Source organism: Stenotrophomonas sp. YJH_SMC_8 (genome assembly GCF_059371315.1).
The window spans coordinates 181,624-197,998 of record NZ_JCAFUL010000002.1; the positions used below are offsets into that span (position 1 = coordinate 181,624).

Here is a 16,375-nt window from a genome sequence, read left to right on the forward strand (position 1 = left end):
GCGCGCGAACCCGGCATTCATCCACGCATGGCGTGGATGAATGCCGGCAATGTCCTTAGGTGGGTGCCGACCTTGGTCGGCACAACCTCACAGAGCGTGCGGACCAAGGTCCGCACCCACCAGAATCGATCAACCGCGCGCCGCCCACCACACGCGCAACAGCGTGCGCACCGGTGTGGCTTCAATCGGCTTGCCTGCGGCCTGCGCGGCCACGCGTGCGCGCGCCAGGCTGGACCACACGCGGCGCGGGCGCGGGCCGGGCACGCGGCTGCCCCACCCCTTCAGCAGGTACTGCGCCCAGCGCTGCGCAGCGGTGCTGGAATCCTCATCCAGCAGGCTGCGCGGTACACCGGCCACGCCGGCGTCCTGCAGGCGCTGGGCCAGGGTCTGCAGCTGCACCGCGCGACCGGCGCCGGTGCGCGGCTTGTCGTTGAACAGCGCCGCTTCCACCGCGGCAACCGCGTCGGCGTAGTTGGCCAGCGCGCGCTCGGCGCTGGCCGCATCCAGCGCAACCGTGCGCGCTTCCACCAGATCCGGCAGAGCCTCGGCCAGCTGCGCCCACGGCGCACGCACCGGCTCCAGCAGGCGGCCCAACGGGTGACGCGACCGGTGCGCAGCCCAGCTGCGCAGTTCCTCGCCCCACCATGCCAGCTTGGCATCGGCTGGCAGCGGGTCGCCACTGGTGTTGAGCATGTCGTCGAATTCCTGCAGCAGCGCGAACCACGCCACTGCAAGCTCGCGTTGCGATTCGGCCACGAACGGGGCGGCCACCGACCATTCCGGCCAACGGCTGCGCCACTTGTCGAGGAAACTGTCCAGCGCGGTACTGCTCACTACGTCATTCCTTACGGCTGGGCCGGGGTTGCCGGCCGGGTCGGCCAGAGGCTGGCCAGTTGCAGAAGTCCGGCGTTCTCGACCAGCACGTCGGCCTGCCAGGCCAGCGGGTCGTCACTGTGCAGGCGATAGCCCCACAGCGCCGCCACCGACGGCATCGCTGCGGCCCGCGCAGCGATGATGTCGCGCTCGTCGTCGCCCACGTACACGCAGTCTTCGGCGGCAACGGCAATCGCCTGCGCGGCGTGCAGCAGGGGCAGCGGATGCGGCTTGCGCTCGGCCAGGCTGTCACCGCCGACCAGCACCGCACAGCGTTGCTGCCAGCGGTACTGCGGCACGATCAGCCGCGCCAGGTACTCCGGCTTGTTGGTGACGATGCCCCACACCGTACCGGCGGCATCCAGTGCAGCAAGCATGTCTGCGACGCCATCGAACAGTACCGCGTGCTGGCCGATCAACCCCTCGTAGCGCTGCAGGAACTCCGGAATCAGCGCATCACGCGCCGCCGTGTCCAGTTCGGGGAAGGCTGCCGAGACCATCGCACGCGAGCCCTTCGACACCACCGGGCGCAACAACGCCGGATCGATCGGTGCACGGCCACGCTCGGCCAGCATCGCATCGCAGGTGGCAACGAAGTCCGGTGCACTGTCCAGCAGGGTGCCGTCCAGGTCGAACAGCACCGCACGCGGGAAACCTGTGGAGGTCATGCCGGCTTGACCGCGTAGGCCAGGTAGTTGATGTCGGTGCGGCTGCTCAGGCGGGCGTGGTTGCGCCACGGCTCGTAGGCCATGCCGCTGACATCCACCAGCTGCATGTCGGCCTCGCGCAGCCAGCGCGCCAGCTCGGCCGGCTTGATGAATTCCTGGTAGTGATGCGTGCCCTTGGGCAGCAGCCGCGCCACGTACTCGGCGCCGACAATCGCCACCGCGAAGGCAGCAGCGGTGCGGTTGATGGTCGACAGGAACAGGTGACCGCCCGGCTTCAGCAGGCGCTTGCAGGCTTCGATGATCGCGCCCGGATCCGGCACGTGCTCGAGCATTTCCATGCAGGTGACCACATCGAAACTGCCCGGCTGCTCGGCAGCCAGGTCCTCGGCGGCCTGGACGCGATAATCGACCTTGGCACCGCTTTCCAGCGCGTGCAGGCGCGCGACCTTGACCAGTTCCGGGGCAAGATCAATCGCGGTGACGTCGGCACCGGACTGCGCCAGCGCCTCGCTCAGCAGGCCGCCACCGCAGCCGATGTCCAGCACGCGTGCACCGCGCAGCGGCACGCGGTCGGCCACGTACTTCAGCCGCACCGGGTTCAGCGCATGCAGCGGCTTCTGCGGGCCGTCAGCGTCCCACCAGCGGTTGGCCAGCGCGGCGAACTTGTCCAGCTCGGCCTGATCGAAATTGGAGGAAGCGTGGGGGGCAGTCATGGGGAAGTCCTTGCAGCGCCAGGTTTCAGGCGCGGATATGACGGATACGCTCGCGCCACTGGCGCGCGTTGGCGATGATGCCCGGCAGGTCCATGCCGACCAGCTCGCGCTGCACCAGCTTCGGCTTGCCGGCAATCCAGACATCGCTGACCTGCTGCCGGCCGGTGGCGTACACCAGCTGCGACAGCACGTTGTGCAGCGGCTGGGTTTCCAGCGCGGACAGGTCGACGCAGACCAGGTCGGCCTGCTTGCCGACTTCGATCGAACCGATGCGGTCGCCGAAGCCCAGCGCGCGGGCGCCGCCCAGCGTGGAGGCGCGCAACGTGGTGGCCGCATCCAGCGCGGTGGCATCGTCGGCCACGGCCTTGGCCAGGATCGCCGCGGTGCGGTTCTCGCTGAACATGTCCAGGTCGTTGTTGCTGGCGCAGCCATCGGTGCCGATGGCCAGGTTCACGCCTGCGCGCTGCAGGGCGCAGGCCGGGCAGAAACCGGAGGCCAGCTTCAGGTTCGATTCCGGGCAGTGCACCACGCTGACCCCGCGTTCGGCGCACAGGTGGATTTCCGCGTCGGTCAGCTGGGTCATGTGCACCGCGATCAGGCGGTCGTTGACCAGGCCGAGCCGATCCAGCCGCGCCAGCGGACGCTGGCCGTGCAGTTTGATCGAATCGGTGATTTCCTGCGCGGTCTCGTGGGTGTGCAGGTGGACCTGCATGTCGAGCTGGTCGGACAGCATCCGCACCCGCTCGAAATTGGCATCGTTGACGGTGTACGGCGCGTGCGGCGCGAACGCGGTGCCGATCAGCGGATCCGTGCGCCACTGGTCATGCAGTTCACCGGCCTTGGCGAAGTACTCGTCGTCGGTCCTGGCCCAGGCGGTGGGGAAATCGATGATGACCGCGCCGACCAGCGCGCGGAATCCATGCTTCTTGTAGACCGCGGCCTGCACGTCGCCGAAGAAGTAGTTCTCGTTGGCGCAGGTGGTGCCGCCACGCAGCATCTCGGCGATGGCCAGGGTGGTGCCGTCGGCGACGAATTCGGGGCCGATCACCGCCGCTTCCACCGGCCAGATGTGCTGCTGCAGCCAGGTCATCAGCGGCAGGTCGTCGGCGACGCCGCGCAGCAGGGTCATCGGATTGTGCGTGTGCGCGTTGACCAGGCCCGGCATCAGCGCCGCTTCTGGGCGGCTGACCACCTGCGCGGCACGGAAGCGCGCACGCGCCTCGGCACGCGGCAGGATGGCGACGATCTCGCTGCCACGCACGGCAACGGCATGGTCTTCCAGCACCACCGCATGCGGCTCGATCGGAACGACATAACCGGCTTCGATGAGCAGGTCGCAGGCTTCGGGGAGGTGCGGGCTATCGCTCATGCGGGCTCACTGGCTATTGGAGAAGGGCCTGGCGGGAGGCGGCAGCGCCGGGCCATGCCCGGCGGCTGTCCGCTGCGGCGCCATGGGCGCCGGCAACGGGTTCCGGGTTATGCCCGGAAAGCCGAGCATGGCTCGGCTCTACAGGTAATCCGGCTGCGCCGGATTACTTGACGCGTGCGGAGTACTCACCCGAACGGGTGTCGACGCGGATCACTTCTTCCTGGTTGACGAACAGCGGCACGCGGACCACGGCGCCGGTTTCCAGGGTGGCCGGCTTGCCGCCGCCGCCCGAGGTGTCGCCACGGACGCCCGGATCGGTTTCGGTGATCTTCAGCTCGACGAAGTTCGGCGGCTGCACGAAGATCGGCTCACCGTTCCACAGGGTGACCACGCAGGACTCTTCGCCCTTCAGCCACTTCTCGGCGCCGCCCATGCCGGCCTTGGTGGCCTGGACCTGCTCGAAGGATTCCGGGTCCATGAAGTGCCAGTACTCGCCATCGCTGTACATGAAGTTCATGTCGGTGTCGACGACGTCGGCTGCATCCAGCGAGTCGGTCGACTTCATGGTCACTTCCTGGGTGCGGCCGTCCTTGATCAGGCGGTACTTCACGCGGGTGAAGGCCTGGCCCTTGCCCGGCTTGACGTATTCGGTGTCGATGATGACGGCCGGTTGGTTGTTGACCAGGATCTTCATCCCGTTCTTGACGTCGTTCATGCCGTAGCTGGCCATGCGTAAACTCCTGAGTGGCAAAAACGCCGCGGGTGCGGCGAGCCGTTAGAATGGAAAGCCCACCGGATGCCGGTGGGCGACTGTTTTTCTGCCCCCATGATAACCGCAGGCCCCCTCTCCATGCAGCTTTCCGCCTTCCCCCGGCCCCAGTCGCCAGGCGCGCCCGCGCGCTGGCAGCAGCTCTGGCGCCAGGCACTGCGCGACCCGCAGGCCCTGTTGGCCCGGCTGCAGCTGGACCCGGCCGCGCTGGGCGTTTCGGACGCGGCCATGGCCCAGTTCGCGCTGCGCGTGCCGGAGGGGTTCGTGGCCCGCATGCGCAAGGGTGATCCGGCCGATCCGCTGCTGCGGCAGGTGCTGCCGATCGACGAGGAAATGCGTCCCGCGCCCGGGTTCAGTTTCGATGCGGTGGGCGATGGCGCGGCCAAGAAGGCCACCGGCGTCATCCAGAAGTACCGTGGCCGCGCCCTGCTGGTCGCCACCGGCAGCTGCGCGATCAACTGCCGCTACTGCTTCCGCCGCCACTTCGACTATGGCGCGGAGAACGCCGCCAAGGGTGGCTGGCAGGAGGCCGTAGCCGCCATCGCCGCCGACCCGGACATCGACGAGGTGATCCTGTCCGGCGGCGATCCACTGTCCCTGGCCACGCACAAGCTGGTCGAGCTGACCGATGCCCTGCGCGCGATTCCGCACATCCGCCGCCTGCGCATCCACAGCCGCCTGCCGATCGTGCTGCCCGAGCGCGTGGACGAGGAGCTGCTGGCCTGGCTGGGCGGCCTGCCGTGGCCGCTGGCCATCGTGGTCCACGCCAACCACGCCAACGAATTCGACGCCAGCGTGGACGCCGCGATGGCGCGCCTGCGCGGCACCGGCGCCCAGCTGCTGAACCAGGCGGTGCTGCTGCGCGGGGTCAACGACAGCGTGCAGGCCCTGCAGGACCTGAGCGAACGCAGTTTCGCTGCCGGCGTGCTGCCCTACTACCTGCACCAGCTGGACCGGGTCGAAGGCGTGGCCCACTTCGAAGTGGACGACACCCAGGCCAAGGCATTGATTGCCGGGTTGACCGCGCGCCTGTCCGGTTACCTGGTTCCCAAGCTGGTGCGCGAACTGCCGGGCGACCCGAGCAAGCGCCCGCTGTAATCCGGGGGCGGGGGTCAGATCCCTTTTCCTGCGGAAAAGGGATCTGACCCCAGGACAACGGCAGCAGGTCAGAGCCCCGACTCGATCATCCGTACCACTTCGGTGGCGGTGACCGGGTGGCTCAGCCAGTAGCCCTGCCCCAGATCGCAGCCGCGCTGCGCCAGCAGTTCGAACTGTGCCTGCTGCTCGATGCCCTCGGCCACCACCGTGATGCCCAGCGCGTGGGCCATGGCGATGATCGCCGTGGTCAGCGCAAGGTCATCGGGATCACGCTGCATGTCGGCCACGAAGCTCTTGTCGATCTTCACGCCGTCCACCGGCACCTGGCGCAGGTGGCTCAGGCCGGAGAAGCCGGTGCCGAAATCGTCCAGCCATACCTTCACGCCGGTGCGATGCAGCTTGTCCAGCAGCTGCGCGGCGACCATCTCGTCACCGATCACCGCGGTCTCGGTCAGCTCCAGATGCAGGCGCGACGCTGGCAGCCCGGATTCATGCAGGCATTGCGCGACCAGCGCCGGCAGCTCGCCGCCGCGCAGCTGCCGCGGTGACACGTTGACCGATACGAACAGGTCGTCGCCTGCCACGCCACGTGGCCATTGCGAGGCCTCCATGCAGGCCGCACGCAGCACCTTCGGGCCGATGATTTCGATCAGCCCGCTCTGCTCGGCCACTTCGATGAACACCGACGGCGGAATCGTGCCCAGCGTCGGATGCTGCCAGCGCAGCAGCACTTCGACGCCGACCATGCGACGGTCGCGCATGCGGAAGATCGGCTGGTAAGCCAGGCGCAGTTCGCCGCGCTCCCAGGCCCCGCGCAGCTCCTGCTCCATGTGTACACGACGCTCCACCGCATGGTCCATCGCCCGGCTGTAGTAGCGGTAGCAGTTCTTGCCCGCCATCTTCGCCTGGTACATGGCGATGTCGCCGTTCTTCAGCAGCGTCGTCGCGTCGGCCGCATCATCGGGGAACAGGGTCACGCCGATCGAGGTACCGAGGAACAGCTCCCGGCCCTGCACCACCAGCGGCCTGCCCAGCTCACGCACCAGCACCTCGGCCAGCAGCCGCGCGTTGGCGGCCACGTCACCGTCGCCGACCAGAATCACGAATTCATCGCCACCGAAGCGGGCCAGCAGGGCCTCGTCACCGCCCGCTTCCGCGACCGCGCGACCGATGCGCTGTGCGAACTGTAGCAACGCCTCGTCACCGGCCTCATGGCCAAGCGTGTCGTTGACCCGCTTGAAATCGTCGATGTCGGCAAACAGCAGTCCCAACCGGTGATTGGCGGCACGCGCCGCCATCAGCCGATGATCCAGCGCTTCGCGGAACGCCAGCCGGTTGGTCAGCCCGGTCAAGGCATCGGTATAGGCCATGTGCCGCACTTCACGGTCATGGCGGGCGATCGCATCGCGCATGCGGGCGAAGCCGCGCACCAGCTCACCCACTTCGTCGTCACGGGTGTTCTCAGCCAGGGGTGTCTGATAATCCCCCGCCTCGATGCGACGCGCGGCCGCGGCCAGGTCGCGGATCGGCGCGACCAGCGTGCGCTGCACGTACAGGATCACCACCACGCCAATCACCACCAGCAACCCCAGCATCAGCAGCAACCATCCGAGGTGGCGGCTGCCGACCAGCTGCAGGCGCTCGCCGAGGGTGGCATTGGCCGCCTGTTCGCGCTGCTGCACCTCGTCCAGCGCCATGCCGACGCGGACACCGCCGATGCGCTGGTTGCCGACCATGATCGGCATCGTGTTGTCCAGCACCTTCGGTGATTCCTGCACCAGCAATGCCTGCGCTGCCGCAGCCTTGGGCGCCAGGGGATCGGCCATCGGCTGGCCGAATCCCGAGACCTCGACCGAGCCGTCGTGCACCAGCCGGCCACGCTCGTCGAACACCAGTACATAACGCACCACCGGCTGCCGCGCGGTGCTGCGCACGAGTACGCCGACCTGGTCCAGGTCGCGGTAGTACAGCGGGTTGGCCAGCGCATCGGACAACTCGCGCGCCATCGCCTCGCCGCGGCTGCGCACGCTGCGGTCGAACAATTCATGGATGACGCCACCGCTGAGGGTGCGCACCTCGCTCTGCATCGCCGTCTGGCGCCCCAGCAGCACCGCCAGGATCGCGACCACCACGACCATCGCTCCGCCCATCGCCAGCAGGAACCGGGCCTGCATCCCCGAGCCGAGCCACTTCATTCCACTTCCATCCGCACGCGCGTCAATCCTTGTTTCAATTCATCCAACCGCTGCTGCGCATGCGCATCGACACGGTGGAAACCAGAAGTGCCAAAAAACCGATGCAACGCGCCCTGCGCCTGCGGGTCGCTGGCTGCCTGGAGCAGGACCTCCTGCAGGCGATCACGCACCCGGGCATCGAGGTCGGCGCGGACCATCTCCACCGCACGCGGGTACGGCTCGGTGCGCAGCAGTTCGCGGAAATCGCGCCGGAATGCAGCCGGCACCCGCCGCTCGTCATTCCAGTCCACGCTGCTCACCGCCCCCACATCCGCCATCCCCTTGTGCACGTACGTCGCGATGTTCAACTCGCTGCGCGCGAACACATACCCCACGCTGTCACGCCCTGGCACGTCCCAGACCCCGGCCAGGATCTGTGGCGACAGGCCATGGTTCAGCAGGGTCATCACCGGCACCAGGTAGGCGCTGGTGGACGCCGTGTTCTGCAGGGCCAGGCGATGGCCGCGCAGATCCTGCACCCGCTGGATGGGACTGTCGCTGCGCACGAAGAACACCGTCTGGTACTCGCGCACCCCGTTGCGTTCGGTCAGCAGCAAGGGGCGAGCGCCGCTGCGCTGGCCCAACGCCACTGCCGTACCGGAGGTTTCCGTGACCCAGTCGACCCGTCCCCGCCGCAGATAGCTCGCCATCTGCTGCGGGTCGCGGGCCATCAGTATCCGCCCCTCCTGGATGCCCACGTCATGCATGCGAGCCACAACGTAGTCCAGCAAGGGCTGCAGCTGCTCGTAGTGGGCCTTTGGATCATCGCTGATCCGGCCCAGCACCAGCACCGGGTCCGGTGCTGCACGCACCGTCCCGGCCAGCAGGACCATGGCCAGGCTCAGCAGTCCCCCCTGCATTGCCTTTCGCAGACCCGACACAGGCTTCATCCCCCCTGGGTATCCAGACAGACTACCCGAAAAAATGAGAACCTCGTCAGCTGTCCTTGCCGCCTGCCTGGGCCAGTCGCGCCATGCGCTGGGTGTCGGCGAGGATGCCGCGCAGCAGGCGCACTTCTTGTTCGGTGGGCTCGCTGCGCAGGAACAGGCGGCGCAGCTTGCGCATCGCCGACTCGGGGGCGCGGCCCTTGTGGAAATCGATCTCGTCCAGCGTGTCACCCAGCTGGGCGAAGAAGCTCTCCATCTGCTCGTGGCTGGCCGCCTGTTCGCGGAAGCCGGGTTCGGTTTCTGCAACCGGCTGCGCCCCAAGCAGTTGCATGCGCGTTTCGTACGCCAGCACCTGCACGGCGGCGGCCAGGTTGAGCGAACTGAACTCCGGGTCTGACGGGATGTGCACCGCGGCGTGGCAGAGCTGCAGCTCCTCGTTGGTCAAGCCGGTGCGCTCGCGGCCGAACACCAGTGCCACCTCGGCACCTTCGCCCGCCTTGGCCACCGCACGGGCGGCAGCATCGGCCGGCAGGTACTCCTCCAGCTGGACGCGGCGGGCACGGGCCGTGCAGCCCAGTACCAGGCGGCAGTCAGCCACGGCCTCGGCCAGGGTAGCCACCACCGGGGCGTCCCCCAGCACGTCTTCGGCACCGGCCGAGCGGCGGAAGGCCTCTTCGTCGAGCGGCTTTTCGGGGGCGACCAGCACCAGGCGGGCCAGGCCCATGGTCTTCAGGGCGCGGGCGGCAGCCCCCATGTTGCCGGGGTGCTGGGTACCGACCAGGACGAATCGGAGGCGGGTTGCGGCAGGAAACTGGGACATGAACAGGGAAAAGGTCGAGCTGGACGATGACCAATGGTAAACTGTGCGGCCGGCCACTGCGCCGGACCCGCTCTTTTCCCCCGCCAGTCCATCTCTTCTGCCTTTCCGGGAGCCCACGCCATGCAGAAACCCGCCGTCACCGTCATGGTCAAGGCCGCCCGCCTCGCCGGCAACGTCCTGTTGCGCAACATCAACAAGCTCGAGGCACTGAATGTGGTGCAGAAGGGCCGGATGGACTACGCCAGCGAAGTGGATGCGGACGCGGAAAAGGTCATCGTCAAGGAACTCAAGCGCGCCTACCCGGACTACGGCATCTTCGGTGAAGAAGGTGGCGTGCAGGGCGAGCGCCGCCAGATGTGGGTCATCGACCCGCTGGATGGCACCAGCAACTACCTGCGCGGCGTGCCGCACTACTGCGTGTCGATCGCCCTGGTCGAGAACGGCGAGCCGACCGACGCGGTCATCTTCGACCCGCTGCGCAATGAGCTGTTCACCGCCAGCCGCGGCGCCGGTGCCGTGCTGAACGACCGCCGCATCCGCGTGGCCGACCGCAAGGACCTGGAAGGCACCATGATCCACACCGGCTTCGCCCCGCGCGAGCGCAGCCGCGCCAGTGCCCAGCTGAAGGCGGTCGACGCCCTGCTGGTGCACGGCGAGGACATTCGCCGCACCGGTTCGGCCGCGCTGGACCTGGCCTACGTGGCATGCGGCCGTGCCGACGCCTACTTCGAGGCCGGTGTGAAGGCGTGGGACATCGCCGCCGGCCTGCTGCTGGTCCGCGAAGCGGGCGGCAAGGTCTGCGATTTCAAGGGTGCCACCCTGGGCCGCATGGACAACCGCGGTCCGGAGACCCACCAGATCGTGGCCGGCAACCTGAAGGTGGCCGAGTCGCTGCAGAAGGTGCTGGTCAACACCGGTTACGCCGCCGAGTTCGACGCGAAGTTCTGAGCTTCCGCGTAAAGCGGTTCATGGGAATGGCACCTGCGAAGGTGCCGTTTTCGTATCCGCGATGATCGTGCTTGTCACTTTCTTTGCTCGTGCAAAGAAAGTAACCAAAGAAACACGCCGCCACGGCGCGAGCCGATGCTGCGCATCGGTACCCTGTGCTCCTCGGCCCGCCGAGGGACGGTGCGGGAACTCGCTGCGCTCAGACACCCGCACCTCTTCGCCCTCGCCGGACCTGTGGTGCTCGGCTCGCTCAAGGCGGACCCAAGGTCAAATGCCACAGCTGCACCCGGTAGATCCACGCCACGCGTGGATGCTGTTGCCGTTGATCTTGACCTTGCAGTCCGCCTTGAGCGAGCCGAGCATCGCAGGTGAAGCAGGGGCGAAGAGGCACCGATGTCCTGTAGAGCCGACTGTTAGTCGGCTGACTTCTGCGCGCCGTCCCCTGATTCGCCGAGAAGCACAGGGCACCGGCGTGCACAGCACGTCGGCTCGCGGTCGGCGGAGCGTTTCTTTGGTTACTTTCTTTGCGTGCAAAGAAAGTGACACCCCTCCGCGGTCGCGGAAACGATACGCCGGGCATGGCCCGGCGCTACCGATGCATGCATCCCCGTAAACAAAAACGCCCGGCGTGAGGCCAGGCGTTCCTGTACTACCTTGAAAGCCGAGGCTTTACGCCACCGTAGAAGCCCGCAGCGCAGCAATGCGCTCTTCCAGCGGCGGATGGCTCATGAACAGCTTCTTCGCGGTCGAACCAGCAATACCGAATGCAGCAATCTGCGTCGGCAGCGTGCTCTGGCCGTGGTTGAGCTGCAGGCGCTCCAGCGCGGCGATCATCTTCTGGCGACCAGCCAGCGAGGCACCACCGGCATCGGCACGGAATTCGCGGTGGCGCGAGAACCACATCGCGATCATCGTGGCGAACAGGCCGAACACCATCTCCAGCACGAACACGATGATGTAGTAGGCGAAGCCACGGCCACCGCCTTCGCGGTTGCCCGACAGCGCGCTGTCGATGATGCCGCCGACCACGCGGGCCAACACGATCACGAAGGTGTTCAGCACGCCCTGCAGCAGCGCCATGGTGATCATGTCACCGTTGGCGACGTGGGCGATCTCGTGGCCCAGCACCGCTTCGGCCTCGTCCTCGCTCATGTTGTGCAGCAGGCCGGTGGACACCGCCACCAGCGCGTTGTTGCGGTTGGCGCCGGTGGCGAAGGCATTGATTTCCGGGCCTTCATACACCGCCACCTCCGGCATGCCGATACCGGCCGCCTTGGCCTGGCGCTCGACGGTGGCCAGCAGCCAGCGTTCGGTCTGGTTGCGCGGCTCGGTGATCACCACGGCACCGGTGGAACGCTTGGCCATCCACTTGGACAGCAGCAGCGAGATGAAGGAACCACCGAAACCGAAGATACCGGCCATGATCAGCAGACCGCTCATCTTGCTCGGGTCGGTTCCCGCCAGCGACATCACGATGCTGGCGAGGATCAGGACCGCGAAGTTGGTCGCCAGGAACAGGGCAATGCGGGTAAACATGGGAAAATCCGGCTCGGAAGGGGTCGATACCGGTCAATTTGCGGTGTGGTCAGCTTGAATTCAAGCGCCAACCTGACCGACGATTCAGCCAGCATGACCTCCCCCATTCCCTGCGGGCGCTTCGCACCCTCGCCGACCGGCCTGCTCCACCCCGGATCCCTGCTCGCCGCCTTCGGCAGCTGGCTGCTCGCGCGCCATCATGGCGGCCTGTGGCGACTGCGCATCGAAGACGTCGACCCACCGCGCACCGTGCCCGGCGCCGCCGAGTCACAACTACAGGCGCTGGCTGCGTTCGGGCTCGCCCACGATGGTGCGATCCTCTGGCAGAGCGCGCGCGGCGAGGCCTACCAGGCTGCGCTGGACGTGCTGCTGGCCAGCGACCAGGCCTTCGTCTGCCACTGCAGCCGCAGCGACCTTGCCGCCAGCGGCGGCATCCATCACCGTTGCGTCGCCCGGCAACCTCGGCCGGACCCCGCCGTCCGCTTCCGTGTCCCACGCGGCAGCATCGTGCGCTTCACCGATGGCCTGCGTGGACCGCAGCAGCAGGATGTGCACGCCGAGGTCGGCGACTTCGTGCTGCGCCGTGCGGATGGCTGCTGGGCCTACCAGCTGGCAGTCGTGGTCGATGACGCCGCACAGGGCGTGACCGAAGTGGTGCGCGGTGCCGACCTGCTCGACTCCACCGCGCGGCAGATCCTGCTGCAACAGGCATTGGGGCTGGCCGTGCCGCACTACTGGCACCTGCCGCTGCTGCTGGATGCGCCGGGCCACAAACTGTCGAAGTCGCTGGCATCGCTGCCCGTGGACAGCACACGGCCGGTGCCGGTGCTGCGCGCACTCTGGCAGCTGCTGGGCCAAGCGCCTGCCGCGCTGGAAAACAAGCACGATCTGGACACCCTGCTGGCGGCCGCCCGGCAAGCCTTCGACCCAGCGCGGCTGCCTCGTACCGACATCCTGCTGCCACCCGGCGCACTTTCCGCGCCGATGTTGCAGAATCACCCCTCCCCCACCTGATTTCCGGACAGCATTCCATGACATCTCGCGTCGCACTGGTCACCGGCGGAACCGGCGGCATCGGCACCGCCATCTGCCAGCGCCTGGCCGACCAGGGCCACCGGGTCGCCACCAATTACCGCGACGAGGCCAAAGCCCGCGCCTGGCAGCAGGCGATGGCCGAACGCGGTTACAGCGTGTCGATCTTCCCGGGTGATGTCTCCGATCCAGACAGTGCCGAAGCACTGGTGCGTGCAGTCGAGGCCGAACTGGGCCCGGTCGAGATCCTGGTCAACAATGCCGGCATCACCCGCGACACCACCTTCCATCGCATGCGCGCGGACCAGTGGCACGATGTGATCAACACCAACCTCAATTCGGTGTTCAACGTCACCCGCCCGGTCATCGAGGGCATGCGCCGGCGGGGCTGGGGCCGGGTCATCCAGATCAGCTCGATCAACGGCCTGAAGGGCCAGTACGGCCAGGCCAACTACGCGGCCGCTAAGGCCGGCATGCATGGCTTCACCATCTCGCTGGCCCGCGAGAACGCCGGCTTCGGCATTACCGTCAACACCATTTCGCCCGGCTACGTGGCCACCGACATGGTGATGGCGGTGCCGGAAGAAGTGCGCGCCAAGATCGTCGCCGACATTCCCACCGGGCGCCTCGGCAAGCCGGAGGAAATCGCTTACGGCGTGTCCTTCCTGGTGGCGGAGGAAGCCTCGTGGATCACCGGCAGCAACCTGGACATCAATGGCGGCCACCATATGGGCTGGTAAGCCACGCCGGCGGCCGGAGCGACGCACACCCACCGCCCCTGCCGATGGTCATGCTGCGCAGCACGCAAACCCTTGTTGCGCAACATGATCCCCTGTGAAAGCCAAGCCTGGCGGGGGCTGGGGCGGTTGCAACGGCTGCTGCACTGCGCCATGCTGCGCATCTACTGTGACGAGTGACCGCTTCAATGGCTGCGACCCGCATCATCAAGAAGTATCCGAACCGCCGTCTCTACGACACCGAGATCTCCAGCTACATCACCATCGAGGACGTGCGCCAGCTGATCCTGGACGGTGAAGACTTCGAAGTCCGTGACGCCAAGAGCGGCGACGACCTCACCCGTTCGGTCCTGCTGCAGATCATCGCCGACCAGGAACAGGACGGCGAACCGATGCTGTCCACCCAGCTGCTGAGCCAGCTGATCCGCTTCTATGGCGACTCCCTGCAGGGCTTCATGGGCAACTACCTGGAGCGCAGCATGCAGGTCTTCCTCGACCAGCAGCAGCAGTTCCGCCAGCAGATGGGCAACCTGCTGGGCCAGACCCCGTGGGCGATGATGAACCAGCTGACCGAGCGCAACCTGGAGCTGTGGCAGGAATTCCAGCGCAGCATGGGCACCGGTTTCGGTGGTCCGCGGCCGGGTGGCACGGGTACCGGCACCGGTACCGGCAACAAGCCCAACGAACCCGGCACCGGTACTGGCACCGGCGGCAAGACCCGCCGCTGAGCCGCTGTACCGTCGGATACGAAAACGGCGCGCCCGATGGCGCGCCGTTTTGTTTTGTGCCCCCCGGCGGAGCATCAACGTTTCGCTTTGCACCCCGTGCATACGCGTTCGACCTTGTAGCCCTTCGCCTTCAGCTTCTCGACCACGCCGTCACTGCCCAGCAGGTGCAGCGTGCCGACCACCACCAGCGTGCCACCCTGCCCGGCCTGCAGGTACGGCAGCAGCTTCGGTACCCACGCATCGTTGCGCCCGGTGTTGATGCGCTGGTAAAGCTGCGGGTACTGCTGGCGCATTTCCGCGGCCATCTTCGTCCACAACACGCGCTCATCGCCGCGCCGCCATGCGTCGTGCAGCTGGCGTGCCTGCTCATCGCCCTTGCCTGCCTGGTCCAGCGCCTCGGACAGCATCTGCCGCTGCTCCTGCACGGTCATGCCGTCGAGCATGCCGATCTGGGTATCGATGTCTTCCAACCCCGCGGTCTTGCGGCCGGTCTTCTGCGCGCGCTCCATGAAATGACGGTCCAGGCCCAGCGCCGGGTCCAGGCCCATCTTCTGCATCTGCCCGACCGAAATGCTCAGGCCAACGAACCAGGGCTTCATGCCCTGCATCTGTGCCAGCGGAAGCTTGTTCCCGGATGCAAACGCCTGCAGCTTCTGCCAGGTGGCCGCGTCAAGATCGCGCTTGAGCTCGCTGCCATCGGTGCGCACTGCAGCCTGCACCATGCGGCTGGCCAGCTGCGGCGACTGCATGTCCTCCGGCGACAGTTCGAACACGACCCGCTGCGAAGCCTCGAAGGCCTGCTCGACATCGGGCGACAGCGGGTAGTCCTGTGGCTTCAACAGGTGGAATGATCCAAGCAGGTATACGCGTGAATCACCCGGGCCGGTCACCTTCCACAGCAGTGGGGCCGGCGGCTTGGCTGCCGCGGCGGCAGCGGCGTCGGCGGCCGGTGCATTGCGCGCCGGTGCCAGCGGTGCGATTGCAAACGCTGCCATCAACAGCGTTGCACGGAACAGTCGCTTCAACGGCATCTCAGCCTTCTCCTTCAGACAGGTGGTAGGCCTTCTCGCCCGCTTCCATGCGCAGGTCCAGCCGGTTTTCCGGCGGCGCCAGCGGGCACGTGGCATAGGCGGTGAATGCGCACGGCGGGTTGTAGGCATGGTTGAAATCGATGCGTACCGTGCCGTCGGCAGCGGGCGCATCGGTATCCAGATAGCGCCCGGCCGGATAACTGCCGCGGCCACTGGTACGGTCGGCAAAGATCAGGAACAGCGGCTGCCCGGTGGCTCCGATCGCCTCCAGCCGCCATGTGCGGCCGTCGCGTTCGAATTCGACCGCGCCCGCATTGGGCATCTCGGTGGTCAGGCCGGTGATGTCGACAATGGACAGGGTCTTGCCCGCCGGATGCGGGATGAAACGTGCCTGCACCTGCCAGTCCGGGCCACCCGGCCAGTACTCCAGCCCGGCGAAATCACGGCGCGCCGGCGCATCGGCATGCTTGACCCGCAGCGCATCGCGCGGCCCGCGCCGGATGATGCTGAGCTGGCCCTTGCCACCGTCGAAGGCCAACAGGGTCGGCTGCGGGTCCTTGTCGGTGTCGATGCGGATACGACCGCGCACCGGCTGGCCATCATGGCTGACATCCACACCGGCTTCGGGCGTGAACCACCACTGGCTGCCCTCGCGACGCAGCAGGCCCAGCTTGTCCGGGCCGACCGTCAGGCGGATGCCATTGGTGGCACCACTGCCGACGAAGTGTGATTTGTTCTGCAGCCAGTGCAGGCCGACCAGGGCCGTCCAGCCATCGGGCCGGGTCAGGTCCTGGTAACGGGCCACCCGCCATTGCTGCTGCGCGGCCGCATAGGCCGGATCTTCAGCGACCTTCGGCGCCGGCGGTGTCGCCGGGCTGCACGCGGCCAACAGCAAGGCGGCCAGCAGGCCGCCCATTCCCCGATAACGCATC

General features: G+C 67.3%; 16 protein-coding genes. 5 read left to right on the forward strand and 11 right to left on the reverse strand.

Going from position 1 to position 16,375, the window contains the following annotated elements:
• Positions 1 to 129: 129 nt before the first annotated feature.
• From AC5P88_RS02750 to efp, 5 genes are all read right to left on the reverse strand, one after another.
• A complete protein-coding gene (locus AC5P88_RS02750; RefSeq protein WP_106551228.1) occupies positions 130 to 834 on the reverse strand; it encodes a squalene/phytoene synthase family protein in 705 nt (234 codons plus the stop codon).
• Between the two features lie 11 nt (positions 835 to 845).
• Positions 846 to 1,541 carry a phosphoglycolate phosphatase gene (locus AC5P88_RS02755; RefSeq protein WP_495224254.1) on the reverse strand — a complete coding sequence of 232 codons (696 nt, stop codon included), beginning with the start codon at positions 1,539 to 1,541 and terminating at the stop codon, positions 846 to 848.
• On the reverse strand, positions 1,538 to 2,254 hold the full coding sequence (gene ubiG / locus AC5P88_RS02760) for a bifunctional 2-polyprenyl-6-hydroxyphenol methylase/3-demethylubiquinol 3-O-methyltransferase UbiG (RefSeq protein WP_049429626.1): 717 nt from the start codon (positions 2,252 to 2,254) through the stop codon (positions 1,538 to 1,540). Before ubiG ends, AC5P88_RS02755 begins: the two co-directional genes overlap by 4 nt.
• Before the next feature lie 25 nt (positions 2,255 to 2,279).
• Entirely contained in the window at positions 2,280 to 3,623 is a 1,344-nt protein-coding gene (locus tag AC5P88_RS02765) for a TRZ/ATZ family hydrolase (protein ID WP_286073919.1), read from the reverse strand.
• A gap of 163 nt (positions 3,624 to 3,786) precedes the next feature.
• A complete protein-coding gene (efp, locus tag AC5P88_RS02770) occupies positions 3,787 to 4,353 on the reverse strand; it encodes an elongation factor P (protein WP_014037874.1) in 567 nt (188 codons plus the stop codon).
• A gap of 96 nt (positions 4,354 to 4,449) precedes the next feature.
• On the opposite strand from efp, the gene epmB reads away from it, so the two are divergent.
• Complete coding sequence (gene epmB / locus AC5P88_RS02775; RefSeq protein WP_106551231.1) at positions 4,450 to 5,490, forward strand: EF-P beta-lysylation protein EpmB; 1,041 nt, start codon at positions 4,450 to 4,452, stop codon at positions 5,488 to 5,490.
• A gap of 68 nt (positions 5,491 to 5,558) precedes the next feature.
• Here the strand turns inward: epmB and AC5P88_RS02780 are convergent, their stop codons facing one another.
• Genes AC5P88_RS02780 through AC5P88_RS02790 form a run of 3 tightly spaced genes read right to left on the reverse strand, consistent with a single transcriptional unit; the run spans position 5,559 to position 9,431 of the window.
• Positions 5,559 to 7,685 (reverse strand): putative bifunctional diguanylate cyclase/phosphodiesterase, encoded by a 2,127-nt coding sequence (locus AC5P88_RS02780; protein ID WP_106551232.1) that lies wholly within the window; start codon positions 7,683 to 7,685, stop codon positions 5,559 to 5,561.
• Positions 7,682 to 8,614: a phosphate/phosphite/phosphonate ABC transporter substrate-binding protein gene (locus AC5P88_RS02785; RefSeq protein WP_111202894.1), complete on the reverse strand. Its 933-nt coding sequence runs from the start codon at positions 8,612 to 8,614 to the stop codon at positions 7,682 to 7,684. Before AC5P88_RS02785 ends, AC5P88_RS02780 begins: the two co-directional genes overlap by 4 nt.
• 46 nt (positions 8,615 to 8,660) lie before the next feature.
• On the reverse strand, positions 8,661 to 9,431 hold the full coding sequence (locus AC5P88_RS02790) for an RNA methyltransferase (protein ID WP_049426846.1): 771 nt from the start codon (positions 9,429 to 9,431) through the stop codon (positions 8,661 to 8,663).
• A 120-nt stretch (positions 9,432 to 9,551) separates the two neighbouring features.
• On the opposite strand from AC5P88_RS02790, the gene AC5P88_RS02795 reads away from it, so the two are divergent.
• A complete protein-coding gene (locus AC5P88_RS02795; protein ID WP_005417749.1) occupies positions 9,552 to 10,379 on the forward strand; it encodes an inositol monophosphatase family protein in 828 nt (275 codons plus the stop codon).
• A gap of 669 nt (positions 10,380 to 11,048) precedes the next feature.
• Here AC5P88_RS02795 and htpX read toward each other — a convergent pair.
• Positions 11,049 to 11,915, reverse strand: a complete 867-nt coding sequence (htpX, locus tag AC5P88_RS02800; protein ID WP_106551375.1) for a protease HtpX — start codon at positions 11,913 to 11,915, stop codon at positions 11,049 to 11,051.
• Positions 11,916 to 12,008: 93 nt separating this feature from the next.
• Between htpX and gluQRS the strand changes: the two genes are divergently transcribed.
• From gluQRS to phaR, 3 genes are all read left to right on the forward strand, one after another.
• Positions 12,009 to 12,929, forward strand: coding sequence for a tRNA glutamyl-Q(34) synthetase GluQRS (gluQRS, locus tag AC5P88_RS02805; protein WP_495224255.1), 921 nt, complete (start codon positions 12,009 to 12,011; stop codon positions 12,927 to 12,929).
• Positions 12,930 to 12,946: 17 nt separating this feature from the next.
• A complete protein-coding gene (gene phbB / locus AC5P88_RS02810) occupies positions 12,947 to 13,687 on the forward strand; it encodes an acetoacetyl-CoA reductase (RefSeq protein WP_111202896.1) in 741 nt (246 codons plus the stop codon).
• A gap of 185 nt (positions 13,688 to 13,872) precedes the next feature.
• Positions 13,873 to 14,412, forward strand: a complete 540-nt coding sequence (phaR, locus tag AC5P88_RS02815; RefSeq protein ID WP_049428593.1) for a polyhydroxyalkanoate synthesis repressor PhaR — start codon at positions 13,873 to 13,875, stop codon at positions 14,410 to 14,412.
• A 74-nt stretch (positions 14,413 to 14,486) separates the two neighbouring features.
• Here phaR and AC5P88_RS02820 read toward each other — a convergent pair whose 3' ends face one another.
• Together AC5P88_RS02820 and AC5P88_RS02825 are read right to left on the reverse strand one after the other, a co-directional pair.
• Positions 14,487 to 15,443 carry a TraB/GumN family protein gene (locus tag AC5P88_RS02820; protein WP_164146667.1) on the reverse strand — a complete coding sequence of 319 codons (957 nt, stop codon included), beginning with the start codon at positions 15,441 to 15,443 and terminating at the stop codon, positions 14,487 to 14,489.
• A 1-nt stretch (position 15,444) separates the two neighbouring features.
• Positions 15,445 to 16,374, reverse strand: coding sequence for a DUF1684 domain-containing protein (locus tag AC5P88_RS02825; RefSeq protein WP_495224256.1), 930 nt, complete (start codon positions 16,372 to 16,374; stop codon positions 15,445 to 15,447).
• Between the last annotated feature and the right edge of the window lies 1 nt (position 16,375).